The sequence below is a fragment of the Sphaerisporangium sp. NPDC049457 genome, from assembly GCF_055586705.1.
The window spans coordinates 85,946-111,044 of record NZ_JBVJHR010000027.1 but is presented as its reverse complement, the minus strand read 5'-3'; the positions used below and the strand labels follow the sequence as shown (position 1 = coordinate 111,044).

Below are 25,099 nucleotides of genomic sequence, written 5' to 3'. Positions count from 1 at the left end.
CGTGTGCGGCCCTTCCGCCTCCGGCTCACCCCCCGGCGTCTCCGCGTCCGTCCCCCCGGCGGCCCTCGTCCCCGGAGCCGACGGGGCGCAGGACCCGGACGCAGCGCGGGACGGCGTCGCGGAGAAGGCGTGGGGCGGCGTCGCGGAGAAGGCGTGGGGCGGCGTCGCGGAGGCGGCGACGCTGGCCGCGCTGCTGCGGTGCTGCGCGCGGGAGGTCGCCGGGCCGCGCGGACAGGTCTGGCCCGCCGCGCCGTACCTGCTGCTGCGCCTGGCCGGCACCCTCATCCGGGTACCGGCCTCCGGCGGGCTCGCGCTGCGCTTCGACGGGCACGCAGAGCGGCTGGCGCACGGCGCGTGGCGTCCTCTGTCGGTGGACCGCCTCGTCCGCCTGGTCGAGTCCGAACTGGGCGAATCCGAACTGGGCGGGTCCAGAGTGGGCGGGTTCGGAGTCGGCGGGTCCGGAGTGGGCGGCCCCGGGCACAACGAGGAGTTCGCCGGCCAGGTCGCCGCCAGCCGGGCGGCGATCGCCGTCATACTGCGCGAACGAGAGGGCGCGGCCGCCCCCGACGACCCGTGGCTGGCGTCGGAGCAGGCGCTGGTGTTCGGGCACCCGTTCCACCCCTCCCCCAAGGCCAGGGACGGGGCGAACTGGGCCAGGTACGCGCCTGAGGCGCACGCCGCGTTCCCGCTGCGGCTGCTCGGCGTACGGGACGACGTGCTCGCGGCCGGGGGCGAGGCGAAGGACCTCGACGGGCTGGGCCAGGCCCCTGCCGGCTACACCCTGCTTCCCGCGCACCCGTGGCAGCTCGAACTGCTCGCCGCCGAGTTGGCCGCCCCGCTCTCGGACGGGCGGCTCGTCGACCTCGGGCACGGCACGAACCCGGCCGTCCCGACCTCCTCGGTGCGCACGGTGTACGAGCCGGCGATCGGCAAGTGCCTGAAGTTCAGCCTGGACGTGCGGATCACCAACTGCGTGCGCAAGAACGCCTGGTACGAGCTGGCCTCGGCCGCCGAGCTGAGCGGCAGACTGGAGCCGGTGTTCGCCGACCTGTCGCGGCGCTTCCCCGGGACCCGCCGGCTGCCCGAGCCCGGGTACCGGTCGGCGGCGCTCGGCACGCGCCTGCTCGAAGGGCTCGGGGTCATCGTCCGGTCGAGCCCGTGGGAGGTCACCGGGCCAGGCGTGACCCCCGTCCTGGCCGGAGCCCTGGCAGCCCCGGCCGGCGCACCGGGCACGGCCCCGGGCGCGGTCGCGGGCACGGCCCCGGGCACGGTTCCGGGCGCGGACGCGGACACGAGCGCGGCCCCTGGCGGCGCGGCGGCGGTGGCCGCACTGCGGCGGGATCCCGTGCGGTGGTGGGGCGCGTACGTGGAGCGTGTGGCGCTCCCGGTGTTCGACGCCTACTTCCGGCACGGCGTGGTCCTGGAGCCCCATCTGCAGAACGTCTTGATCGGCATCGACCCCCAAGGCATGCCAGTTGAGGCCATATTTCGCGATATGGAGGGCACGAAGCTGGTCGCCGGTCGCCACGATCTGTCCGGCCTTCCGGATCCGGTCACCATGGCGGCCACCTATGACGCCGCGCGCGGCTGGAACCGCGTGGTCTACTGCATCATGGTGAACCATCTCCCCGAGATCGCCGCCACGGTCGCAGGGTCGGCGGCACCGCACGCCCGGGACGAGCTCCTCGGCGAGCTGTGGGCGGACGCCAGGGCGCGCGTCGCCCGCTACGCCGGCCGCCGCAGGCCGCTGCCCCTGTCCGACCTGCTGGCCGGAGCCCCGCTGCCTGCGAAGGCCAACCTGGCGACCCGGTGGGCCCGCTCCGCCGACCGCGACGCCGGGTACGTCCCGGTGGCCAACCCGTTCGCGGGGGTGCCCGGGTGAAGATCCCCGACCGGGTGCGCGAGCGCGCCGAACGCCTCGCCGACGCCCTCCCCGCGTACGTGTACGACCTGGCGTCGCTCGACCGGCACGCCGCCGCCGTCCGGCGGGCCCTGCGCGACGTCGAGCTGTACTACGCGGTCAAGGCCAACCCCGACCCCGCCCTGCTGCACACCCTGGCCCCGTACGCCGACGGCTTCGAGGTGTCCTCCGGCGGCGAGGTGGCGCACGTGCGGTCGGTGCTGCCGGAGGCCAGGCTCGCGTTCGGCGGCCCGGGCAAGACGGACGCCGAGCTGTCCCTGGACGTCCACCGCGTCCACGTCGAGAGCCCGGGCGAGATGCGCAGGCTCATCGAGGCCGCCGGCCCGGTCGACGCGCTGCTGCGGGTGAACCTCGCCGTCCCGGTCGAAGGCGCGTCGCTGGCCATGGGCGGCGGGGCGACGCCGTTCGGCATGGACCCCGCCGGCGTGCGCGAATGCCTCGATCTGGTGCGCGGGCAGAACAGGGTGCGCCTGCGCGGCTTCCACGCCCACCTGGCCAGCGGCCTGCGCGCTCCCGAGCTGCTCGACCTGGCCAAGGCCGTGCTGGCGTTCTGCCGCGACCCGGCCTTCGGCCAGGACCTGCCGGCCCTGGAGGTCAACGTCGGCGGCGGCATGGCCGTGTCGTACGACGACCCGCACGAGCTGTTCGACTGGGACGCCTACGGGCAGGGCCTCGCCGCCCTGCGCGACCCCGGCGAGACGCTGCGCGTGGAACCGGGCCGGGCGCTGACCGCCTACTGCGGCTGGTACCTCACCCGCGTGATCGACGTGAAGCGCGTCCACGGCGAGGTGTTCGCCGTGGTCACCGGCGGCACCCACCATCTGCGCACTCCCGTGGCCAAGGGCCACGACCAGCCGTTCGCCGTGCTGCCCACCGGCCGCCCCGGCACGGGTCCGTCCGGCGAGCCGGTCACCGTGGTCGGCCAGCTCTGCACCCCGAAGGACGTCTTCGCCCGCAAGGTCCCCATGTCGGCAAATGTGGGGGACATCGTGGCCTTCGGCATGGCCGGCGCCTACGCCTGGACGATCTCCCACCATGACTTCCTCATGCACCCCAAGCCCGGCTTCCACTACCTGACCTGACGTTCACGGCGAGAACGCGCGGTCACCACGACCGGTGGACCCATCCGGCGGACGGGTACGGGCGGTGGACCCATCCGGCGGACGGGTACGGGCGGTGGACCCGTCCGGTCGATGGGGCACGACGGCGGCGGATCCGTCCGGCGGGCGGGGTACGGTCAATGGCATGTCGCGATCAGCTGAAGCGGGCTCATCCGCGTCTTCCTCCCCCGCCCCGCCGGCCGTCACGGCGGACGATCTCGACCGTGCCCTGCGACTCGTCCTGGACACCCTGCGGGACGTGCCGGCCGACGCCTGGGACCGCCGAGCGGGCGCGCTGGAATGGGACTGCTGGGAGACGATGCAGCATCTCAGCGACGACTTCTTCTCCTACGCCCTCAGGCTGGGCCCCCGGACGCCCTCCCCCGACCACAAGCCGCCGATCGTGTGGCGGAGCCTGCGGCCGGGCGGCCCCGAGAGCGCGTTCCGCGCCGACCGTTCGGCCGGGCCGCAGGGGCTGTCGCATGTGCTGGAGGCGTGCGGCGGGCTGCTCGTCGCCATGGTGCGGACGACGCCTCCGCACGTGCGCGCCTACCACGTGTACGGGGCCTCCGACGCGGAGGGGTTCGCCGCGATGGGCGTCGTGGAGGCCCTGGTCCACACGAACGACGTGGCGAACGGGCTCGGGCTGGCCTTCGACCCTCCGGCCGATCTGTGCGCGCGCGTGCTCGCCCGGCTGTTCCCGGACGCGCCGGCCACCACCGACCCGTGGCCCACCCTGCTGTGGGCCACCGGGCGCGGTGAGCTTCCCGGGCGCCCGCGCCTCACCACGTGGCGCTGGTACGGCGCTCCCCGGACGTAGCTCCGCGCCGCCCCGGAGGACGCCGCCAGGCCGTGGCCACAGCGCCTCGCCTCCGCACGCGTGGTCGGATCAGCGGCGGCGCTTTCCGTTCTCGCCCATCCTCGCCATGACCGTCGTGCGGCCGTTGCGTTCTGGTAACCGTTCTCGGCCGATATGCGCAACGTCCCGGCTTTTCCGAATTGCCACGCCGAAACAAGGCGCCAGGGGACGGCTCTGACCATTTGCGCACGCGAGCGGGCATGTCCTCGCTCTATATGAGCCGGCCGAACTCCACCGCGACGCGTCCAACGTTTGTTGCGAACATTCCCTGAGGAAGGGTAGGGGACGGGAGGAGGGCGGGAAAGGGTCAGAAGGGAATTCCTCGTAAGGATGGTGCGTGCCATGTCCGAGAAAACACATAACTCCGATATGCGGCATCAAATGCGGTGCCGGAATGCGCCCCGGAAAACGGATCCGGGCCGGGAGACCGGGCTCCGCTCCGGCGGGTTCGAGGTGGCCCGGCAGCGGGCCGTCCGCGCGATGCGCGCCTCCGGCGTCACCCGCGTCGAACTCGCCCGGACCGGCCAGGACGCTGGGCCGGCCTCCTCTCACCGACCGAAAATGGGCCGATATCGATGAGCGCCGACGACACCACGTCCGAGAAGCGCGCGTCCGAGGACGCCGAACTGCTCGCCTTCCTGCGCCGCCACCTGCTCGCGGACGGCGTCAACTGCCGGATCTTCATGAGGATGCGGCTCGCCATCGGCACCGAGACCATTCCGCCGCAGCGCGCCTACCGGCCGTCCGAGCTGATCGTGTACGGGCCGGACGGGAAGGAGCGGGCCAAGGTCACGGTCCGCACGCGGCTCTGGGGCACGGCCTTCCTGGTCAGCCCGGCCTGCGACGCCCCGGAATTCCAGTTCCCCATGGGCCAGATCTCCGAGATCCTCCGCTGGCTCACCCTGCTGGCCGAGGACGAACTGCGCGTCGACTCGGCGACGGAGGACGACCCCCGGACCGTCTCACCAGCCTCGCCCTGACGCCCTGGCCCCCTGGCGCCGTCCGGTCGCGTCTGGTCGCGCGGTCGGATGCGACCAAGCGCCCGCGCACGCCGTCCGGGCGTCACAGGCGGGCTTGCGCCCATCCGGCCGACGATCCCATGGCACGGGACCGGAGAGCAAGGCTTGAACAACTCTTTCCCTTGAGTAACTCAACTCTGGTGTTAGTGTTACTGTTTCAGCAGGTCACAAGCTTGAAACATTCCAAAGACGACCGGAGGCCGCCGAAGCGGCCGATGACCACAGGTCGCCTGAGAGCGTGGCCGCGGGACGTCGCCGGCTCCGTCGCTCGTCCGACGAGCCCCCGGCGTGCCCGCCTCGGCCTTCATAGCCCCCGTTCCCCACATCCCCGTGATCGGAGTGTTCACAATGCCGTCCCCGTCGATCGCCGGCTCGCGAGCCCCGTCCACGCGCCGGCGCCGCCTGTGGTGACCGCGACAGGAAGACTCATGAGAGGGCGACGTCTCCAGCGTCCCCACTCGATCAGGGCGAGATGCACCCTCATGGCCGTGGCGCTCTCGACCGTGTTCCTCGCCACGGTGGGGGCCAGCGTCGACGCGGCGATCCGCTACAAGATCGAGGTGGACACCTTCGAGGCGACCAAACGCGTCGCCAGCCAGTGGAGCGCGGCGGTGCGCAACGGCACCGTGCCGCATGTCATCCCCACGCAGGGCAAGGTCGACCTCGTCCAGGTCGTCGACGCGACCGGCCACGTCGTGGACGCGAGCAAGGCCGTCGCCGGCGAGCCTCCGCTCAGCATGCTCCGTCCTCCGCCCGACGACCGCTTCCAGACCCGTACCAGCTGCTCCGGCGACGGTCGATGCGCCATGCTGATGGCGATCCGCGTGACCCCGGCCGTCAACTCGCCCGTCGTCTACGCCGGCATCCCCGAGCCGTCCATCCTCGCCGGCAGCGAGCTCGACCTCGGCATCGCCGCCGCCACCCTGCCGATCTTGCTGCTGATCGGCTGGATCACCTGGTCCATGCTCGGCCGCACCCTGCATCCGGTGCAGACCATCTGCCAGCAGATGTCCGAGATCACCGGCACCGACCTGAGCCAGCGCGTCCCGCTGCCCCCGGGCCGGGACGAGATCACCATGCTGGCCGAGACCGCGAACCAGACGCTCGCCCGGCTGGAAAGCGCTGTCAAGCAGCAGCGCCGCTTCGCCTCCGACGCCTCCCACGAGCTGCGCTCGCCCATAACCGGCCTGCGGGTGGGTCTGGAAGAGGCGCTCGCCCATCCCGAGGACGTCGACCCGCAGGAGGCCATGCGGGCGGCCCTGTCGACCACCGACCGGCTGGAGGCGATCATCGACGACCTGCTGGTGCTCGCCCGCCTGCGCGCCGCCGACCCCGCCCCGCCGGAATCGGTGGACCTCACCGCCCTGTCGTACGAGGTCGTCGACGCACGGACGTGGAAGGTCCCGGTGCACGTCCGCGCCGATGACGAGGTGTGGGTCGCCGGGTCGCGCGTCCAGCTCATGCGCGTGGTGGAGAACCTCGTGGCCAACGCCCAGCGGCACGCGCACACCGAGGCCGCCCTCTCGGTCCACGCCTCCGCCGGCAGGGCGGTCCTCGCCGTGACCGACGACGGCGACGGCATCGCGCCCAAGGACCGCGAACGCGTCTTCAACAGGTTCACCCGCCTGGAGCAGGGCCGCCGCCTCGATCCGGCGGGCAGCGGCCTGGGCCTCGCCATATCCCGGGAGATGACCGAAGCCCACCACGGCTCACTGCGCGTAGAAGACTCCCCCCACGGCGCCCGCTTCGTCCTGCGCCTCCCCCTCCGGGAACACCCGCCCCCGCTGTGACCGCCTCACGCCCAAAGAGCGAGAGCGCGACCTTGTCCGGGTTGAGGCCGAGCAACCAGGCCAGCATCCCGGAGTCGACCATGTGCACCTTGGGATGACGGGAGACCCGGGCGCCCAACGTCGTCCCCCAGGCCGGGATCCGGTGGATCAGGAACACGGCCTCATGCTGGGATGATGTCACTTGCTTCCGCCGCTGCAGACGGATTTCTTCCGCGTTTGCACGTGCCGGTCTTCCGCGTTTGCACGTGCCGGTCTTCCGCGTTTGCACGTGCCGGTCTTCCGCGTTTGCACGTGCCGCTCTTCCGCGATCGCGCCTGTTCTGTGGCGGGGAGGTACCGGGAGGGCAGGGGGGCCGGGGGTGGGACGGTGCGGGCGGTCAGCCGTCTTTGGGGACGGATTCGATGAGGCGGACCAGGCCGGCGGCGTCGAGGAGGTCGACGGGGCGGACGGTCTCGTTGGCGCGGACGTAGTGGAAGGCGGCGCCCACCTTGTCCAGCGGGACACCGGCCAGGCGGGCCCACGCCAGGCGGTAGGCGGCGAGCTGCACCGAGGCGGCTCTGGCGGCGCCGCCGCGCGGGCGTTCGCCGGTCTTCCAGTCGACGACCACGTACCCGTCGCCGTCGGCGAAGACGGCGTCCATCCGGCCGCGCACCAGCCGGTCGGCGATCATCGTCTCGAACGGCACCTCCAGGTCGACCGGCTCCAGGGCCGCCCACGGGCTCTCCTCGAACCGGGACTGCAGCTCGGCGAGCTGGACGTCGACGCCGGACAGGTCGTCGGACGCGCCGGGCAGCTCGAAGTCGTCGATCAGCCGCTGCTGGCCCCACCTGCCCTCAAGCCAGCGGTGGAAGGCGGTGCCCCTGCGCGCCAGCGGCGCGGGCCTGTGCGGCAGCGGGCGGCGGATCTGGCGGGCCAGCGACGCGGGGTCGGCCGCCAGCGTGACCAGCGAGGACACCGTCAGGTGGGCCGGCAGCTCGACGACCGCCCCGCCGCGCCGCCTGCTCTGCTCGCGCTCGCGGAGCAACAGCTCGGTGTCGCGCGCCCAGGCCCGGACGCGCTCTCGCTCCCACTCTTTCAGCGGCAGGCCGGCCAGAAGGACGTCCTGCGGAGGAGTCCGCGCCGTGACGACGTCCCGCGAAGAGGTCTCCGCCGGAGGGGCGTCCTCCGGAGGACGCCCCTCCGGGACGGCGTCGCGCTCGGGGAGAGCGTCGTGCGCCCGGAGAGCGTCGTCCTGCGGAGGGTCGTCGTCGTCCCAGGGCAGGTCCTCCCATGGGAAGTCCTCAGGGAGGTCGTCGTCCGACGGCGGATCGTCCCAGATGGAGACCTCCGCAGGCGTGTCGCCCCACAGGGAGTCCTCAGTGGATGTGCCGGCCCACAGGGGGTCCTCCGTGACGGCGGCAGAGGGGAGTTCGGCGGCGGGCGGGCCGCCGGGCACGGCGGAGGTCTCGTCGGACCTGGCGGACATCTCGTCGTGCTCGGAGGAGGGCCGATGCGAGGCGGACGCCGAGGCCAGGGCGGTGAGGACCATGTCGGCGCCGGTGCGGATGGCCTCGTAGCGCTCGCCCTGCGGGGTGGCCGGCCAGGCGGCCGAGGCCGGCTCGGCCAGCAGGGGGTTGGCTGCGTCCTCCTCGATGTCGGGCGCCCAGTACGCCACCTGGCCGCAGGAGTCGCGGATCTCCCGCAGGAAGTCGGAGGGTTCGAGCGGCCTGGCGGCCGTCCCCCAGCGGTACCCGGAGGCGATCAGCAGGTAGTGGGCCCGTGTGACGGCGACGTAGGCGAGCCGCCGCTCCTCCATCAGGTCGCGTTCGCGGCAGCGCTCGTCGAATCCGGCCAGGTCGTCCTTCTCCAGCCCTTCGAGGACGGGCAGGTCGGCCTGGTCGCCCCGCAGCGGATAGGGCAGCTTGCGGGGGTTCTCGGTCCATCGGGAGTTGGTCGCGGGCGTCGCGGGGAAGACGCTGCCCTTGGCCAGGCCGCCGCGCTGGGTGGTGAGCTGCGAGAGCCCCGGCACGATGACGACCGGCCACTCGAGCCCTTTCGAGGCGTGGACGGTCATGAGCTTCACGCTGTTGGTCTCGCCGATGCGCCCGGCCTCCAGGCCGAACTCCTCCGACTCGGCCGCCTTGAGGTAGGCGAGGAAGGCTCCCAGCGTGGGGTCCTCTGCGTCGCCGGCGAACCGGGACGCCGCGTCGAGGAAGGCGTCTAGGTCGGCGCGGGCGGCCAGCGGCCCTCCGCCGCGGGCCGCCACCTCGACGTCCAGGCCGACCCGCCGCTCGATCTCGGCGATCAGGTCGGGCAGCGGCTGCCCGGCGTGCGCGCGCAGGACACGCAGCTCGTGCGCCAGCAGCGGCAGCCGCGCGCGGGCGAGGGGGGAGAAGTTCTCCAGCCACTCGGAGCGGTCGGCCAGCTCGTCGAGGGCGTCGACCAGGCTGCCGCGCTCTTCGCGCATGTCGGTGACGACCTGTTCGAGGGGGTCCTCGGGCGCGGGGCCGCCGCGGGTCGCCGTGGTCATCTCTCTGGCCAGGTCGCCGAGGACCTTCAGGTCGGCCGGGCCGATGCGCCAGCGCGGCCCGGCGAGGAGGCGGACGAGCGCGTCGCCGGCCGTCGGCTCGTACAGGACGCGGAGCGTCGCCACGAGGTCGGCCACCTCGGGGACGGTGAGCAGGCCGCCGAGGCCGACGACCTCGACCGGGATGTCACGCTCCTCCAGGGCGCGGCGCAGCGCCGGGAACTGGGCCCGTTTGCGGGCCAGGACGGCCACGTCCTGCGGCTGCAACGCCATCGCGCCGCCCCACGCGCCGCCGGGCTTGAGCTTGTCGCGGAGTTTGTCCCGCTCGCCCTCGCCCCACGGCAGGCCGTCGGGCGCGGTCTCTCCGCCGAGCATGCGGGCCACGCCGTCGGCGATCCACGCGGCCTCGTCGTCGGCCGTCTCGTGGAAGGCGCAGACGACCCGCCCGCGCGCGACGCGGTTGCCGCCGGGGACGAGCACGGGCACCTCGCGCGCCTCCGCGCGCAGGGGCGCCTGCACGCGCGCGGCGACGTCCAGCACCCGCTCGCCGTTGCGGAAGCTCACCGAGAGCCTGCGCACCGGCGCGGCCCGGCCGTCGGCGGTGGGGAAGTCGTGGACGAAGCGCTTGAGGTTGCCGGACGAGGCGCCGCGCCAGCCGTAGATCGACTGGCAGGGGTCGCCCACGGCGGTCACCGGGTGGCCGCCGCCGAACAGCGCCCGCAGCAGGACGAGCTGCGCGTGACTGGTGTCCTGGTATTCGTCGAGCAGGACGACGGAGAACCTGCCCCGCTCGATCATGCCGACCTCGGCGTGCCGGTCGGCGATGCGGGCGGCGAGCGCCATCTGGTCGCCGTAGTCGATCACCTCGCGCCGGCGCTTCTCCCGCTCGTACGCCTCTACCAGGGGCAGGAACTGCTCGCGGACGTCCTGCGTGCGGACCGGCCTGCGCTGGGGCAGCGTGGGACGGCCGGCGAGCCGGGCGTAGCGCTCGTCCAGCCAGTGGCCGATCTCGCGGACGTCGCCGGGGGTGCGCAGGTGCTCGGACAGCTCGCCGGCGAGTTCGAGCACCGCGGCCGTGACGGAGGGCGGGGCGAGGTCGACGCGGTCCATCGGGCCGTCGTACCGTCCCACCACGCGGGCCGCCATCTGCCAGGAGATGGCGGGGCTGACCAGGCGCATGGTCGGCTCCATCGCCTCGCGAAGCGCGTGGTCGGTGACCAGCCGGGCGGCGTAGGCGTGGTAGGTCGACACGGTGGGCTCGGCCTCCAGCAGCTCGGCCGGGGCCAGGCCGACCTCGGCGAGGCGGGTGAGCCGCTTGCGCACGCGGGCGGCCAGCTCGGCGGCGGCCTTGCGGGTGAAGGTGAGGCCGAGGACGCGTTCGGGGTGCACCAGCCCATTGGCGACCAGCCAGACCACCCGTCCGGCCATGGTCTCGCTCTTGCCCGACCCCGCGCCGGCGACGACGACGGTCGGCTCCAGCGGCGCTTCGATGACCGAGGCCTGCTCGGGCGTGGGTGGCGGGATGCCGAGCTTCTCCGCCAGCTCGGCGGGGCTGATCAGCGCGGGCCTGGTGTCGTCCACCGCCGCGGCCGCCGCGGGCGGATGCGGGGTCAGCAAACCTGGCCTCCGCCGTCGTTGACGGGGCAGCTGGCCTTGGCGGCGCAGGTGCGGCAGCCGTCGTTGACCTTGGCGGTGAACACCCCGGACGCCATGCCGGTGGCGACGGTGGTGACCAGCGTCCTGGCCCAGCCGGGGTCGGGGTCGTCGCCGAGCGCGCCCTGGCGCTGCTCCTTGGCCTCCTTGCCCGCGGCCTTGCCCACCTGGACGAGCGCGGCGCCGCCCGGCTCGGTCATGCCGTGACGCTGGAACGCGCCCAGCAGCGTGGCGAGCTGGTAGACGCCGAGCTGCGGGTGGCGGTCGAGCTCCTGGTCGGACGGCTTGGTGGTGCCGGTCTTGATGTCGATGATCACGGCCCGGCCCTCGCCGTCGCGTTCGACGCGGTCGACCCGGCCGCGGATGTGCACGCCGTCGGACAGCTCGGCGGTGAAGGCCTCCTCGACGGCGACGAGCTCGCGGGGGTTCTGCTCGTGCCAGGCGAGGAACCGGGCGACCATCTGCTCGGCGACCTGGCGCTGCTTGCGGTTGAACCACACGCCGCCGAAGTCGAGCCCGTCCCAGACCTCGTCGAGCCGCTTGCCGAGGGTGTCGCCCTCCTGCCCGGCGACGGCCAGGACGGCGATGGCGTGGATGACGCTGCCGAGGCTGCGGGACATGTCGGTGCCCGAGGCGCCGACGGCCGTCTCCAGCAGCCAGCGCAGCCCGCACTTGGTGAAGTTCTCCACCGCGGACGGCGAGACCCGCACGACGTTCTCTGGCCAGCTCAGCGGACGGTCGTCGGACAGCGGCGTGAGCGCGTACCACTCGTCAGGGTGGGCACCGGGGACGCCCGCGCGGGCCAGGCGGGCGAGGTGCCCGGCGGCCGCCCGGCGCATCGGCTCGGGCCTGGTGGAATCGCACACGGCGGCCCGCAGGTCGGCGACCAGGGCGGACATGCTGAGCCAGCGGGCGCGGTCGTCGACGGCGGCCTTCTCGACGGCCCCGGGCAGCAGCTCGGCGAGGAACCGCGAAGGCCGCTCGTCGGTGTCCTCCCCGCCGACGGCGGTGACGACCAGCCGGCGGCGGGCACGGGTGGCGGCCACGTAGAACAGCCGCCGCTCCTCGGCGAGCAGCTTGGAGGCCAGGGCGGCGCCGCCCGCGTCGGCGCCGTCGAGCGCGGAGCCCCCGGCCATCTCGACCATCTGCTGCACGCCGAGGAGCGACCCGCGCAGGCGCAGGTCGGGCCAGACGCCTTCCTGCACGCCGGCGACCACCACGACGTCCCATTCGAGGCCCTTGGAGCGGTGGGCGGTCAGGATGCGGACGGTCTCGCCGTCGGGGGCGTGCTCGGCGAGCGTGTCGCCGGGGATCTCCTGGGAGGACAGGTCGTCGAGGAAGACCTCGGGCCCGGCGTGCGGGAGGCGGTCGACAAACCGCGCGGCGTGGTCGAACAGCGCCACCACCGCGTCGAGGTCGCGGTCGGCCTGGGCTCCCCGCGCTCCGCCGGCCAGGCTGGCCTCGGTCCAGGCGTCACCGAGCCCGGACGCCTGCCAGATCGCCCACAGCGCCTCCTCGGCGGTGTCGCCGCGGTGGACCGCCTCGCGCGCGACCGCGATGAGCTTGGCGACGCGCCGTGCGCACGCGGCGACGTGCTCCTCGACCGGGACCAGCTCACGGACGTCGCGTACGGCCGCGACCAGCAGCTCGTCCGACGAGCGCGGCGGCAGGGGCAGCGTGGCGTCGTCCGTCGCCGCCGCCGCCAGCTCCGCGGCCCTCAGGGCGCGGCGCAGGCGGCGCACGCCGATCGCGTCGGTGCCGCCCAGCGGGCCGGTGAGCAGCTCTTCGACCGTGGCCACGTCCAGCGCCGACGGGTGGAGCGCCACGCGCAGCAAGGTCATCAGCGGCCGCACGCCCGGCCGCTGGACCAGGGGCGTCTCATCGCCGGCCACCATGACGGGCACTCCGGCGGTGAGCAGGGCGCGGCGCAGCATCGGGACCTGGCGGCTCGCCGAGCGCACCAGGACGGCCATGCGGCTCCACGGCACCCCTTCGAGCAGGTGGGCCCGGCGCAGGGTGTCGGCCACCACCGCGGCCTCCTGGCTCTCGCTGTCGGCCAGAAGGACCCGGACCTCGCCCGGGTCGGCGTCCTGCGGCGAGGTCAGCTCCCGGTGCCCGTCGGCGTTCTGCGGGGCGGACGGGCCGGGGTGCTCGGCGGGGCGGTGCCGGACGGGGGGCGGAGCCGGCAGGCGAGCGGCGACGCGGCGGGAGGCGGCCAGCAGTTCGGGCCCGCTCCTGCGGCACACGCGCAGGGCGATGACCGGCGCCTGGCGGCCGTCGGCCGTGCGGAACCGCTCGGGGAAGTCGAGGATGCCGCGCACGTCCGCGCCGCGGAAGCCGTAGATGGACTGGTCGGGGTCGCCGACGGCGATCAGGTCGCGGCCGTCGCCGGCCAGCCGCCGGAGCAGGAACTCCTGCGCCGGGTCGGTGTCCTGGTATTCGTCCACGAAGACGACGTCGTAGGCGGCGCGCTCGCGCCGCCGCACCTCGACGTCGTTGAGCAGGCCCGCGGCGGCGCGGATCAGCTCGGCGTAGTCGAGGGGGGGGGTCGGGTCGAGGTCGAAGCGGTCGGCGTACCGGTAGGCGAACCGGCCGGCCGCCACCCAGTCGGCCCTGCCGTGCTCGCGGCCGAGGACGACCAGGTCGTCGCCGTCGAGCCCGCGTTCGGCCGCGCGGGCCAGGAAATCGCGCAGCTCTTCGGCGAACCCGCGGGTCTTGAGCGCCTCGCGCATGCCGGACGGCCACTGGCCGGCGCCATCCTCCAGCTCGCCGTGGAGCAGCCGGCGGATCTCCAGCAGTTGCTCGGGGCCGGTGAGCAGGCGGGGCGGCGGGTCGCCCGCGAGCACCGCCTCACGGCGCAACAGCGCGTAGGCGTAACTGTGGAACGTGAGCGCGAGCGGGGTTCTCGTGGTGCGGCGCATGCGCGCGGTGATACGCTCACGCAGCTCTTCGGCGGCCTTGCGGCTGAAGGTGAGGACGAGCACCCGCTCGGGGTCGACGCCGCGCCGCTCGACGCGGTCGACGACGCTCTCGACGATCGTGGTGGTCTTGCCGGTGCCGGGGCCCGCGAGCACGAGCAGCGGCCCGCCCTCGTGGCGGACGACCGCCCGCTGGTGCTCATCGAGAGCAGGAGGCATCGCCTGCCCCGCGCTTCCCCGCCGCACCAGACGGTAGGCCTGACCACTCACAGCACGCTATTCCACCAGACCACAGGTGTAGATCGTGCCGACTCGACCGGTACGGTGCCCGATCCGATCACCGATGTGGGCGACAGGTCACGATATCGAGGCATTCTCTCCGCCGAAAAAGCGACACGCCGAAAGCCGGGAGAACCGGTTAAGAGGGCCGGCTCTCGTACGCGCGTTCGTTGGCCCTGCTGGTTCGGACCTGTTTGGACCTGTTAACCGTACTCGGCCCTTGCCAGGCTGACGGACCAAAGGACGGTCGCGAACGTCGGGCTCGATCACGGATCACGTAGAGGAGAGCGCTGTGGCCATGGGAGCGGGGAAGCAGAACGCGCGGGCGGCGGCCGGACGGCGAGGGCGGACGCGAGGGGGGACGCGGGGGGCGGTGGGCGCCGCGACGGCCATGTTCTGCGTCGGGACGCTGACGGCGGTGTCCCCGGCGCTGCACCACTACCCCGTCTACGGCGGGCAGGCGCTGCGCTACGCCCTCGGCGGGCTGGTGCTGCTCGCCGTCATGAGGGCGCGCGGCCTGCCCCACCTGCGGCCGACCCGCAAGGAGACCGCGCTGATCGTGCTGCTGGCCGTCGTCGGACTGGCCGCGTTCAACGTCTTCGTCATCGAGTCCACCCGGCACGCCGATCCCGCGACCGTGGGGACGGTCATCGCCACCGTGCCTATCATCCTGGCCCTGGCCGGGCCGCTGATGGAGCGCAGGCGGCCCACGCCGCACATCGTGGTGGCCGCCGTGCTCGTGGCGGCGGGCGCCGGGGTGGCGACCGGGCTCGGCCGGGGCACCCTCCTCGGGCTGCTGCTGGCGCTCGGCGCGCTGGCGTGCGAGGTGGGGTTCTCGCTGCTCGCCGTCCCCCTGCTCGCGCGTCTCGGCGCGGTGCGCGTCTCGGCGTACGCGACGATCGCCGCGGTGCCGCTGCTGCTGGTCGCCGGAGTGGCGGCGGACGGCCGGGCGGCGCTGCGGGCGCCCACGGCGGGCGAGGCTGCGGCGCTCGTCTACCTGGCGGTGGTGGTGACCGCGTTCGCGTTCTTCTGCTGGTACGACGCGCTGCCCCGTCTCGGGGCCGACCGGGCCGGGTTGTTCTCCGGTTTCCTGCCGATCGGCGCCATCGTCTCCAGCGTGATCCTCGGCACCGGCCGGCCGAGCGTGCCGGACATCCTGGGCGCGGCGCTGGTCATCGCCGGCCTGCTGTCCGGCCTGCGCCCGGGGCGCCGCCCGCAGGGGAGCCCCCCACGCGCGGCGAGCGGCGATGGTGTAGTCCTGATCGGGAGGACCGACACCGGCCAGGAAGGATCACATCCGTGACAGGCACAGCCGCGGTCGCGAGCCCGGTGGACTTCACCGTCCACGGGGACTACGGCCTCAAGAACTCCAACAAGCCCTCCGGCGCGTTCACCCGCCCGCCCTACAGCTTCAGGGGCCGCGTGACCGCCGACGGCGGCGACCACCCGGCCGAGCCGGGCCGCTACCACCTGTACGTGTCGCTGGCCTGCCCGTGGGCGCACCGGTCCGTCATCGTGCGGGCGCTGAAAGGGCTGGAGGACGTCGTGTCGATGTCGGTCGTCGACCCGATCCGCGACGGGCGCGGCTGGGCGTTCCGCGAGGGGCGCGGCCACACCTCCGACCCGGTCAACGGGTTCACCCTGCTGCGCGAGGCCTACGAGGCGAGCGACCCGGGGTACGACGGGCACGTGTCGGTGCCCGTGCTGTGGGACCGCCGGAGCGGGCGCATCGTGAGCAACAACTTCCCCGACATCTCCATCGACCTCGGCACGCAGTTCGACCGGTGGGCCACTCCCGGCGTCGACCTCTACCCCGTCGACCTGCGTCCGCAGATCGACGAGCTGAACGACCGCGTCTACGCCACCGTCAACAACGGGGTGTACCGCTGCGGGTTCGCCACGAGCCAGGAGGCCTACGACGAGGCGGTGCGCGCGCTGTTCGCGACCCTGGACGAGCTGGAGGAACGCCTCGGCACGGGCCGCTACCTGTTCGGCGACCGGCTCACCGAGGCCGACGTGCGGCTGTGGGTGACGCTGGCGCGCTTCGACGCGGTGTACGTCACGCACTTCAAGGCCAATCTGCGCCGCCTGGTCGACTACCCGAACCTGTGGGCCTACGCCCGCGATCTCTACCAGCGCCCGGCCTTCGGCGGGACGACCGACTTCGACCACATCAAGCGGCACTACTACCAGACCCACCCGCAGCTCAACCCGTCGCGCATCGTCCCGGCCGGTCCTCTCACCGACTGGACCGCCCCGCACGGGCGCGGTTAGCGCGGTTGGCGACGCCCGCCCCCCTATAGCGAGTTCACCTCATTTTTCCGTACATGTACGGATGTACCTACGGATGTTCAACTTCGGCATGCCCACTTAGCGTCTCGCCCAGACCGGTTCGCTCCCGGTCCGGTACGCGAGAACAGGAGCGCCGCGACGTGACATCCCCGCCCCTCCCGCCTTAGCCGTCCCTCCCGCCGTGGGAGATGTCCTCCGGCGGACGGCGCGGCCAGACCCCCCGCTTCACAACGCTCCGTCCGCCGGGTTCGCCATTCATTTCTCTCATCACCCCCCAATCCCACCTGTCACGCCGCCGGGCGCTCCCCTGCGGCGCGGCCGCCGCGTCCCCGCCCGATCGGCGGAACCGCGGAGGTGGGAGGCAGAGAAAGGAAAACGCGCATGAGGCGCAGAGCACTACTGGCCGCCACGGCCTGCGTGGCCATCGCGGCCGTGGTGGCCCCCGCCACCCCCGCGGGCGCCAAGCCTCCGCCCGGGAGCAAGAACGAACTCCGGTCCGCCGCCGTCGCGTCAGAGCGCGGCGCGGCCGCCTCCGACCCATCGCAACGCGCCGTGGCCGCCGCCGACCAGGCCGTCGCCAGCGGCCTGGACGACCTTCGCGTGAGCCTGAACGAGGTCTACAAGCGCACGGCGACGGCCCCCGGCGCCGGCGGGCTGTACTCGGTCAGCTACGCGCGCTCCTACAAGGGACTCCCCGTCGTCGGCGGCGACGCGGTCGTGATCGCCGACTCCGCCGGACGGGTACGCGACACCGCGGCGGCCTCCGGCGCCCTGCCCGCCGGGCTGAAGACGACCCCCACCGTGACCGCGGAGAGCGCGACAGAGACGGCCAAGACCAAGCTGGACCGGGTGGACGACAGCGCCGCCCCGCGCCTGGTCGTGCTCGCCTGGGGCCACAAGCCGCGCCTGGCGTGGGAGGCGACGGTCTCCGGCATCGCCGCCGGCAAGCCGAGCATCCAGCACGTCTTCGTCGACGCCGCCACCGGCGAGATCGCCGACGCCTACGACGACGTGCGCGCGGGCACCGGCAACGGCTACTACTACGGCCAGGTCACCATCAACACGAGCGGCTCGGGCAGCTCGTACTCGATGGCCGACTCCACCCGCAGCGGCCTGCGCTGCGGCGGCCAGAACGGCTCGACGTACACCGGCACCGACGACGCCTGGGGCAACGGCTCGGGGACGAACCTCGAGACCGCCTGCGTGGACGCCCTGTACGGCGTCCAGCGCGAGTGGGACATGCTGCGCGACTGGCTGGGCCGCAGCGGCATCAACGGCAACGGCGGCGGCTACCCGATCCGGGTGGGCCTGAACGACGTCAACGCCTACTGGAACGGCAGCGTCACCAACTTCGGCCACTCGCAGGACGGCGCCCGGCAGGCCACGCCGATCGACGTGGTGTCGCACGAGTTCGGCCACGCCATCTTCCAGACGACACCCGGCGGCGCCGGCTCCGGCAACGAGAACGGCGGCATCAACGAGGCCACCGGCGACGTCTTCGGCTCGCTCACCGAGGCCTACACCAACAACCCCAACGACCCGCCGGACTACGAGGTCGGCGAGGAGGTCAACCTGGTCGGCCAGGGCCCGATCAGGTACATGTACAACCCCTCTCTCGTCGGCGACCCCAACTGTTACTCCTCCTCGATTCCGAGCACGGAGGTGCACCGGGCGGCCGGCCCGCTGAACCACTGGTTCTACCTGCTGGCCGAGGGCTCCTCGCCGGGCGGCGGCAAGCCGAACAGCCCGATCTGCTCGGGCGGCCCCTCCTCGGTGACCGGCATCGGCATCCAGAAGGCCGGCAAGATCTACATGGGCGCCCTGCAGCGCAAGACGTCGAGCTGGCGGTACGTCAACGTCCGGTCGGCCTCGCTCGCGGCGGCCGTCGAGCTCTACGGCGCCACCAGCGCCGAGTGCGCGGCCACCAAGGCGGCGTGGAACGCGGTCAGCGTGCCGGTGCAGTCCGGCGAGCCGACCTGCACCCCGACCTCCAGCAACGACTTCTCGCTGTCCCTGAGCCCGACCGCGGGCTCGGTGACGCCGGGGGCGTCGGCCACCTCGACCGTCGCCACGCAGACCACCGCGGGCAGCGCGCAGACCGTCGCGCTGACGGCCTCCGGGCTGCCGTCCGGGGCGAGCGCGAGCTTCAGCCCGGCGTCGGTCACCTCGGGCGGCTCCTCGATGCTGACCATCTCCACCACCGGCTCGACACCGGCCGGCACCTACAGCGTGACGGTCACCGGCACCGGGTCGGGCGCCACCCACAGCGTGACGTACTCGCTGACCGTGCAGGGCACCTCGGGCTCGCGCACGTTCACCAACGGCACCGACTACCCCATCAACGACCTGTCGACGATCACCAGCTCGATCACCTCCACCGCGACCGGGAGCGCCGTCTCGCCCGTCAAGCTCAGCGTGACCATCTCCCACACCTGCGCCGAGGACCTGGAGATCTGGCTGCGCGGCCCGAGCGGCACCTGGTACCTGCTCGACTCCAGCGGCGGATGGAGCTGCACGTCCTACGGCACGCGGACCTACTCGGCGTCCGTGAGCCAGCAGGCGGCGGGCCAGTGGACTCTCGAGGTCACTGACAACTACAGCATCGACACCGGCTACCTGGACTCCTGGAGCATCACCGTCTGAGCACGCCGTCCGAGCACACCGCACGACCGCCCCCGGGACCGCACCTGGTCCCGGGGGCTTCCCGTATGCCCCGGCGGACGGGTGGCGGGGATGACGCATGACCCCCTGTGGGGTGGTTGACCGCATCCGCAACAAGCCTGTTACGCCCAAGGGTTGACCTTGACCGAAGGTACGTGGATAACTGACCCGGGGGGTCATGAAACCCGTACCTTGGAGCAGTGGATGAGCGGCGTGCCCTCGCCCGCACTGGTAGGTCGCGCCTCCGAGTTGCGGGCTTTGATCGACGCGATGACCCGTCCACCGGCCGTGGTGCTCGTGGAGGGCGAGGCGGGCATCGGCAAGACGCGCCTGGTGCGCGCCGCCCTGGCCCGCCTGGCGTCCGGCGACCGCGCCGTCCTGCTCGGCTACTGCCACCAGATCCGCGAGCCGTTCCCGTACGGGCCGGTGTTCGAGGCGTTGCGCGACATCGCCGGCCGGCTCCCCGAGCCCGGCGCGCTCAACCCGGTGACCGGGGCGCTGCGCGGCTACCTTCCCGAGCTGTCCGGCGCGCTGCCGCCGTCCCCGCCCCCGCTTGAGGATCCCCGCGCCGAGCGGCACCGGGTGTTCCGGGCGATCCGCGCCCTGCTGGCGGCCGTCGCGCCGGCCGTCCTCGTCATCGAAGACCTGCACTGGGCCGACGACGGCACCCGTGACCTGCTGCGTTTCCTGGCCGACCAGCCGCCCGCGGGGCTCGCGCTCGTGGCCACCTACCGGCGCGAGGACCAGGGCGCGGGCCGCTCCCCGCTCGGCCGCGCCTACCGCCATCAGCCCGACACCACCAGCGTCGTCGTGCCGCTCGCCCCGCTGGACGTCCGCGACGTGGCCAGTCTGGCCGGCGCGCTGCTCGACCGGTCCGACCTGTCCTCGCGGTTCGTCGCGCGGCTGCACGAGCGGACGGCGGGCATCCCGTTCGTCGTGGAGGAGGTCGTCCGGTCCTTACCGGGCGCGCTGGACCCCGACGCGCTCGACCGCGTCGGGGTGCCGCTGCTGTTGCGCGAGGCCATGGCCGAGCGCATGGCGGGGCTGTCGGCGGCGGCCGTGGGCGCGGTGCAGGCGGCGGCGCTGCTGCGGCTGCCCGCGGGCGAGCAGCTGATCACGGCGGTCGGCGGCACCTCGGCCGGGCTGGGCGAGGCGCTCAGGGCCGGCGTCCTGCACGAGCACGCGGGCGGCCGGTACGGCTTCCGCCACGCGCTGGCCCAGCAGGCGGTGTACGACGCCATCCCCGGCCCCGACCGCAGGTCCGGGCACGAGCGCGCGATGGCGGCGCTGCTGGCCATGGACGCTCCGCCCATGGTGCAGCTCGCCTTCCACGCCAGGCAGGCCGGCGACACCGAGGCGTGGCTGCGCCACGGGACCGCCGCCGCCCAGCAGGCCGCCGCGCTCGGCGACACCGCGGTGGCGGTCGAGGTCATCGAGGGCATGCTGGACGACCCGGGGCTGCCCCCGCCCGAACGGGGCCCGCTCGCGCTGATGCTGGGCCGCTTCGCGGCCACCGGCCTGTCGCACCAGCGGGTCGTGCGGCTGCTGCGCCACGTGCTGCGCGACGACTTCCTGTCCCGCGACGTGCGCGCCGAGGCCCGGCTGAGCCTGGGCGTCGTGCTGTCCAACCAGGCGGGCGACACCGCCGCCGGCCGGCCCGAGATCATGGCGGCCTGCGCCGAGCTGAGCCACCGGCCGACGCTGGCCGCCCGCGGCTGGGCCAGCCTGGCGATGCCCGGGTGGGGCGTCGAGCCGCTGGCCAAGCACCAGGAGTGGATGGAGCGCGCCGAGGCGCTCGTCGCGACCGCCGACGACCCCGAGCTGTCCGCCGCCGTCCTGGCCAACCGGGCGTCGCTGGAGATGATCATCGGTTCTCCTCGCGCGTTCGCCGTCGCCGCGACCCTGCCCTCCGGCGACCCCTCCACGGCCGTCCGGCGCGAGGCCGCGCGGGCGTACTGCAACCTGCACGACTCGGCGACCACCCTCGGCCACTACGCCGCCGCCGAGAGGTTCGGCCGCGAGGGGCGGCGGCTGGCGGCCGAGACCGGCGCGAAGTACCCCGCCTACCTCCTCGACGTGTCGACCATCCGCAGAGAGTGGCTGACCGGCCGCTGGGACGGGCTGCGCGACCGGGCGGCCGCCCTCGGCGAGCTCGCCACCGAGACGCCGCTGATCGTGGTGGACCTGTGGCTGGTGCTGGGATGGCTCGCCCTGGCCACCGGCGAGTGGGACGAGGCCATCAGGCACTTCCACAGCGCAGGACTCGACGCGCCGGAGGCCCGGTACATCCCCATCGTGCTCGCCGCGGCCGGCGGGATGATCGAGCTGCACCTGGCGCGCGGGGCGCTGGACCGCGCCGTCGCCGAGGCCGAGCAGGCGACGCACCTGCTGCGCCGCAAGGGGGTGTGGGTGTGGGGCGCCTACCTGGTGCCCTCCGCCGTGACCGCGATGACCTGGGGCGGGCGGGTGGGCTGCGCCGCCGGGCTGGTGGCCGAGTACGCCCGCGGCATCGCCGGCCGCATCGCGCCCGCCGCCGACGCCGCGCTCCACGCGGCCCGCGGCGCTCTCGCCGCCGGGGAACGCCGGCACGCCGACGCGGCGGGGTACTACGCGGCGGCCCGCCAGGCGTACACGGCCATGCCGCAGCCGTACGCGGCGGCGCGGGCGGGCGAGGGCGAGGCGCGGGCCAGGCTCGCGCTCGGGGACGGCGGCGCCGCCGCGGCCTTCGCCGAGCTGGCCGAGCGGTTCGGCGAACTGGGCGCCACCCACGACGCCGCCCGGTGCCGGCGCGTGCTGCGCGACATCGGCGTGGAGGTGCATCATCCGCGCTCGCGCGGCGGCCGGCCGCACAGGAACGGGGCGGGCGCGTTGTCGCAGCGCGAGCGGGAGGTCGCCCGGCTCGTCGCGCTGGGCCGCACCAACCGGGAGATCGCGGACGTGCTGTTCCTGTCCAGGCGCACGGTCGAGAGCCACGTCGCGACCGTGCTGCGCAAACTCGGCGTCCGCTCCAGAACCGAGGTCACGCCCCCCGCCTGACGAACGCCCGCCCGACGGGGTCGAACTGTCGCCGCGCCGTCGTCTCGACCGGCGCCGCGACGTCAGCGGAGCCTGTCGTGGTGGTGGGCAGGGGTGAAGGCGTGGTCGACGAGGCGGGCGGTGGCCTTGCCGTCGTCGCGGGGGGCGTAGGTGCGGACGAACTCCTCGTAGCGGTCGGAGTAGTCGCCGGAGAGGGCGTCGATCAGGCGCACGGCCTCGATGACGTCGCCGCTCTCGGCCAGCAGGGGTCCGGGCGCCTGGGTGCGCAGGTCCAGGTAGAGACCGCGGGTGTTGCGGTAACGCTCCAGGTCGTACCCGAAGAAGATCATCGGGCGGCGGGTGGCGGCGAAGTCGAACATGGTCGAGGAGTAGTCGGTGATCAGCACGTCCGCGATCAGCAACAGGTCTGCCATGTCGGGATAAGTCGTGACGTCGAGGGCGAAGGGGTACTCCCGGGTCATCGGCCCCGGCCGGACGAGCGACGCCGGCCCGGGGACCATCAGCCCGGCGGCCACCGGCGGCGCCTGCATCATGTGGCCGCGCACCAGCAGCACGTGGTCGCGGCCGAGGACCCGCCTGGCCTCGGCCAGGTCGAGCCGCACCGAGGCGTTCCTGCGGTCGTGGTCGCGCCAGGTCGGCGCGTACAGCACCACCCGCTTGCCCGCCGGGATGCCCAGGCTGCGCCGCACGGCCGCGGACAGCTCGGCGCGGTCGGGCGAGGTGAGCACGTCGTTGCGCGGCAGGCCGGACGGGAGGATCTCACCGCCGTACCCGAACGCGCGGCTCAGCACCTCGGAGGCCCACTGGCTCTGCGTGACGAGCAGGTCCCAGTTGGCGACCTCGGCGGCCTGGCGGTACCAGGCGGCCGGCCTGGGCTCGCGGGACATGTGCCGCTGGTCGCCGCCGACCCGCTTGACCGGGGTGCCGTGCCAGGTCTGCACGCAGATCTGGTCCTCGCGGGCGCGGAACCACTGGGGCAGCATCGTGTTGGTGACGATGTGGCGCGACCTGGCCATCGCGGAGTAGTGCTCGCGGCTGCCCTCGCGCACCACGGTCGGCGCGATGCCGGGGCCGAGACCGAGCGCGGCCGAGTCGGGCGGGACGAACGCGCCGTCCTTCACCACCCAGATGTGCTCGCGGTCGTCGCCGCGGCGCAGCCGCTCCTCGTACACCGCCCGCGCGTTGTCGGAGTAGGACCGGCCGTCGAACGACAGGTACACCGTCGCGTCGCGCAGCTCGCCGCGCCGCTCGGCGGGGTAATGCACCCGGCGCAGCCCCCACAGCCCTCCGGCGCCCTTCTCGTCGTCGGGACGGCGCTCGGCCGCCACCAGGACGGGCACGTCGAAACGCGTCGCCACCAGGCGGTACTCGCGGCCTGCCACGATGTGGACGCCCTCGTCCAGCGTGTCGAGCAGGCGGTGGTCGACACGCAGCGGCGCGGTGGTGCCCTTGCCTCCGGCGACCGACAGGCTCCAGGTGCCCGACGCCAGCGCCACCGCGCCGCCGAACCGCGGCATGGCGCCCGGCGGGAGCCGCACCGAGAACTCGGCCCCCGAGCGGACCAGCGGCACGCGGTACGTCGGGCCCACGCGCTGGCGCAGCACCAGGTCGCGCTGGCCGGGCTCTGCGTCGGGGTAGGCGCCCGCCAGAGTGAGCACGCCGTCGTCGCCCCACTCGGCCGAGGTGATGACCGGCCAGACGCGGTGCGCCGAGACCACGGCGCGGTCGCGGCGGTCGCGCAGCACGGTGATCTCGCGGCGGCCGACGCCGATGCGGGTCTCGGCGTCGTCGTCCATCATGACCGGCGCGGCGGGGTCTCCCCTCGGCTCGACCCAGAGCCTGCGGGCGTCCTGCTCCTTCATCAGGGCGGGGACGGCGAGGGTGACCGAGAAGCGCGTGCCGCCCTCGGCCGGGGTGAAGTCGGCGGCCATGCGGTGGCCGCCGAGCCTGGCCCGTCCCTTGGTGACCTTGGTGCCCGGCAGGAAGCCGGTCAGCTCGATCTGGTCGCCGTCGTGGGTGACCCCGGTCAGCCGGGCCCGGGTGGGCTGCAGCACGACCTGGAGCCCACGGTCGGAGGTCCACGCCGGGCGCACCCACCAGCCGGGGCGCACGCACAGGCCGGCGGGCCGCTCGGTGCGGCCCATGACCGGGCCGCGCAGCGCGCCGATGGCCCGCGCGCCCCGGCTCCAGATGACGATGTCGGCGCGCCAGGTGGTGGTGTCGGGGACCGCCGGCCGGCCGCGGAGCATGCGCTGCGCGCCGTGGACGGCGGCGCGGATGGCCGCGCGCCAGCGCAGCGACCAGGGCCTGATCTCGGCGGCGAACCCGGCCCAGTCGTAGTTGCACCCGGGCTCGGCGGCCTCCTGGGTGGCCTGCGGCCGGTAGACGCGGCGGGTGCGGGCCGAGATCGGCGGCACCCAGCGGGGGCCGCGCAGCACCACGGTCGCCCGGTTGAAGCGCTTGCTGCGCACCGACAGCCCGACCAGGTAGGCGTGGCCGGTGACGCGCAGCCGCCCGTCGTGCCAGGAGACGTCGGCGACCTCGGTCACCGGGACGAGGTCGGACCTGCGCAGCCGGAACAGCGACCGCGGCGCGCTGACCGGGAGATCGGCGTACCAGGCGAGGCCCCGGCGCACCCGCTTGGACGGCTCGGCGGTGGCCGCGACCAGGCCGGCGAGCTCGTCCCCCTCGGCCAGGGCCCGCGGGTCGCGGTGCTCGATGAGGTGGTAGGCGAGCCGGCGCGCCACCGGCAGACGGCGCTTGACGGAGGCGTCGACGCCCGACAGGTAGTCGCGGAGCAGGTCGACGGCCTGGCGCAGGCGGGTGGCGTCCCGGCGGGCGGCCGTCTCAAGACGCAGGCCGAGCGGCCCGTTGAGCGCCTCGTAGTGCAGCCTGCGGCGCTGGGCGCGGGTGAGACCCGCGGACTGGACGGCCGCGATCACGGCGTCGAGCGGATCTCCCCTGTCATGGAGGTCCTGGGCGGCCCGCAGCCGGTCGGCGACGATGTCACCGCTGCGCGCGGGCGTGGCACCGGTGGCCATCGGGGAGGCACCGCCTTTCCAGTC

Annotated in this window: 12 protein-coding genes and 1 pseudogene; 9 read left to right on the top strand and 4 right to left on the bottom strand. The window is 73.9% G+C overall.

Annotation, left to right across the window (positions count from 1 at the left end; all coding sequences use genetic code 11):
• Position 1: 1 nt before the first annotated feature.
• The 5 genes from ACZ6QO_RS34125 (at position 2) to ACZ6QO_RS34105 (ending at position 6,689) form a co-directional block, all read left to right on the top strand.
• On the top strand, positions 2–1,882 hold the full coding sequence (locus ACZ6QO_RS34125; protein WP_465856987.1) for an IucA/IucC family protein: 1,881 nt from the start codon (positions 2–4) through the stop codon (positions 1,880–1,882).
• Positions 1,879–3,003 carry an alanine racemase gene (locus tag ACZ6QO_RS34120; RefSeq protein WP_465856985.1) on the top strand — a complete coding sequence of 375 codons (1,125 nt, stop codon included), beginning with the start codon at positions 1,879–1,881 and terminating at the stop codon, positions 3,001–3,003. The genes ACZ6QO_RS34125 and ACZ6QO_RS34120 overlap by 4 nt, the downstream gene beginning before the upstream one ends.
• Positions 3,004–3,166: 163 nt before the next feature.
• On the top strand, positions 3,167–3,841 hold the full coding sequence (locus tag ACZ6QO_RS34115) for a hypothetical protein (protein WP_465856983.1): 675 nt from the start codon (positions 3,167–3,169) through the stop codon (positions 3,839–3,841).
• A gap of 614 nt (positions 3,842–4,455) precedes the next feature.
• Positions 4,456–4,860, top strand: a complete 405-nt coding sequence (locus ACZ6QO_RS34110) for a hypothetical protein (protein ID WP_465856981.1) — start codon at positions 4,456–4,458, stop codon at positions 4,858–4,860.
• A 521-nt stretch (positions 4,861–5,381) separates the two neighbouring features.
• Positions 5,382–6,689 (top strand): sensor histidine kinase, encoded by a 1,308-nt coding sequence (locus tag ACZ6QO_RS34105; RefSeq protein WP_465857041.1) that lies wholly within the window; start codon positions 5,382–5,384, stop codon positions 6,687–6,689.
• 37 nt (positions 6,690–6,726) lie between these two features.
• On the opposite strand, the pseudogene ACZ6QO_RS34100 reads toward ACZ6QO_RS34105, so the two are convergent.
• The 3 genes and pseudogenes from ACZ6QO_RS34100 to ACZ6QO_RS34090 form a co-directional block, all read right to left on the bottom strand.
• Positions 6,727–6,846, bottom strand: a pseudogene (locus ACZ6QO_RS34100) (DUF4143 domain-containing protein); the annotation flags it as partial.
• A gap of 219 nt (positions 6,847–7,065) precedes the next feature.
• A complete protein-coding gene (locus ACZ6QO_RS34095; protein WP_465857039.1) occupies positions 7,066–10,755 on the bottom strand; it encodes an ATP-dependent helicase in 3,690 nt (1,229 codons plus the stop codon).
• A 50-nt stretch (positions 10,756–10,805) separates the two neighbouring features.
• Complete coding sequence (locus ACZ6QO_RS34090; protein WP_465857037.1) at positions 10,806–13,985, bottom strand: ATP-dependent helicase; 3,180 nt, start codon at positions 13,983–13,985, stop codon at positions 10,806–10,808.
• A 358-nt stretch (positions 13,986–14,343) separates the two neighbouring features.
• Between ACZ6QO_RS34090 and ACZ6QO_RS34085 the strand changes: the two genes are divergently transcribed.
• The 4 genes from ACZ6QO_RS34085 (at position 14,344) to ACZ6QO_RS34070 (ending at position 22,034) form a co-directional block, all read left to right on the top strand.
• Positions 14,344–15,348 (top strand): DMT family transporter, encoded by a 1,005-nt coding sequence (locus ACZ6QO_RS34085; protein ID WP_465857035.1) that lies wholly within the window; start codon positions 14,344–14,346, stop codon positions 15,346–15,348.
• On the top strand, positions 15,345–16,319 hold the full coding sequence (locus ACZ6QO_RS34080) for a glutathione S-transferase family protein (protein ID WP_465856979.1): 975 nt from the start codon (positions 15,345–15,347) through the stop codon (positions 16,317–16,319). The genes ACZ6QO_RS34085 and ACZ6QO_RS34080 overlap by 4 nt, the downstream gene beginning before the upstream one ends.
• Before the next feature lie 399 nt (positions 16,320–16,718).
• Positions 16,719–18,980: a M4 family metallopeptidase gene (locus ACZ6QO_RS34075; RefSeq protein WP_465856977.1), complete on the top strand. Its 2,262-nt coding sequence runs from the start codon at positions 16,719–16,721 to the stop codon at positions 18,978–18,980.
• A gap of 288 nt (positions 18,981–19,268) precedes the next feature.
• Positions 19,269–22,034 carry an ATP-binding protein gene (locus ACZ6QO_RS34070; protein WP_465856975.1) on the top strand — a complete coding sequence of 922 codons (2,766 nt, stop codon included), beginning with the start codon at positions 19,269–19,271 and terminating at the stop codon, positions 22,032–22,034.
• 62 nt (positions 22,035–22,096) lie between these two features.
• Here ACZ6QO_RS34070 and ACZ6QO_RS34065 read toward each other — a convergent pair whose 3' ends face one another.
• Positions 22,097–25,075, bottom strand: a complete 2,979-nt coding sequence (locus ACZ6QO_RS34065) for a CDP-glycerol glycerophosphotransferase family protein (protein WP_465856973.1) — start codon at positions 25,073–25,075, stop codon at positions 22,097–22,099.
• Positions 25,076–25,099: the final 24 nt, after the last annotated feature.

Bases quoted from the DNA above. Each gene is read 5' to 3' on its own strand.
- ACZ6QO_RS34115 (WP_465856983.1), top strand. From the start codon at position 3,167: ATGTCGCGATCAGCTGAAGCGGGCTCATCCGCGTCTTCCTCCCCCGCC.
- ACZ6QO_RS34110 (WP_465856981.1), top strand. From the start codon at position 4,456: ATGAGCGCCGACGACACCACGTCCGAGAAGCGCGCGTCCGAGGACGCC.
- ACZ6QO_RS34105 (WP_465857041.1), top strand. From the start codon at position 5,382: ATGGCCGTGGCGCTCTCGACCGTGTTCCTCGCCACGGTGGGGGCCAGC.
- ACZ6QO_RS34090 (WP_465857037.1), bottom strand. From the start codon at position 13,985: ATGCCTCCTGCTCTCGATGAGCACCAGCGGGCGGTCGTCCGCCACGAG.
- ACZ6QO_RS34085 (WP_465857035.1), top strand. From the start codon at position 14,344: ATGGGAGCGGGGAAGCAGAACGCGCGGGCGGCGGCCGGACGGCGAGGG.
- ACZ6QO_RS34075 (WP_465856977.1), top strand. From the start codon at position 16,719: ATGAGGCGCAGAGCACTACTGGCCGCCACGGCCTGCGTGGCCATCGCG.
- ACZ6QO_RS34070 (WP_465856975.1), top strand. From the start codon at position 19,269: ATGACCCGTCCACCGGCCGTGGTGCTCGTGGAGGGCGAGGCGGGCATC.
- ACZ6QO_RS34065 (WP_465856973.1), bottom strand. From the start codon at position 25,075: ATGGCCACCGGTGCCACGCCCGCGCGCAGCGGTGACATCGTCGCCGAC.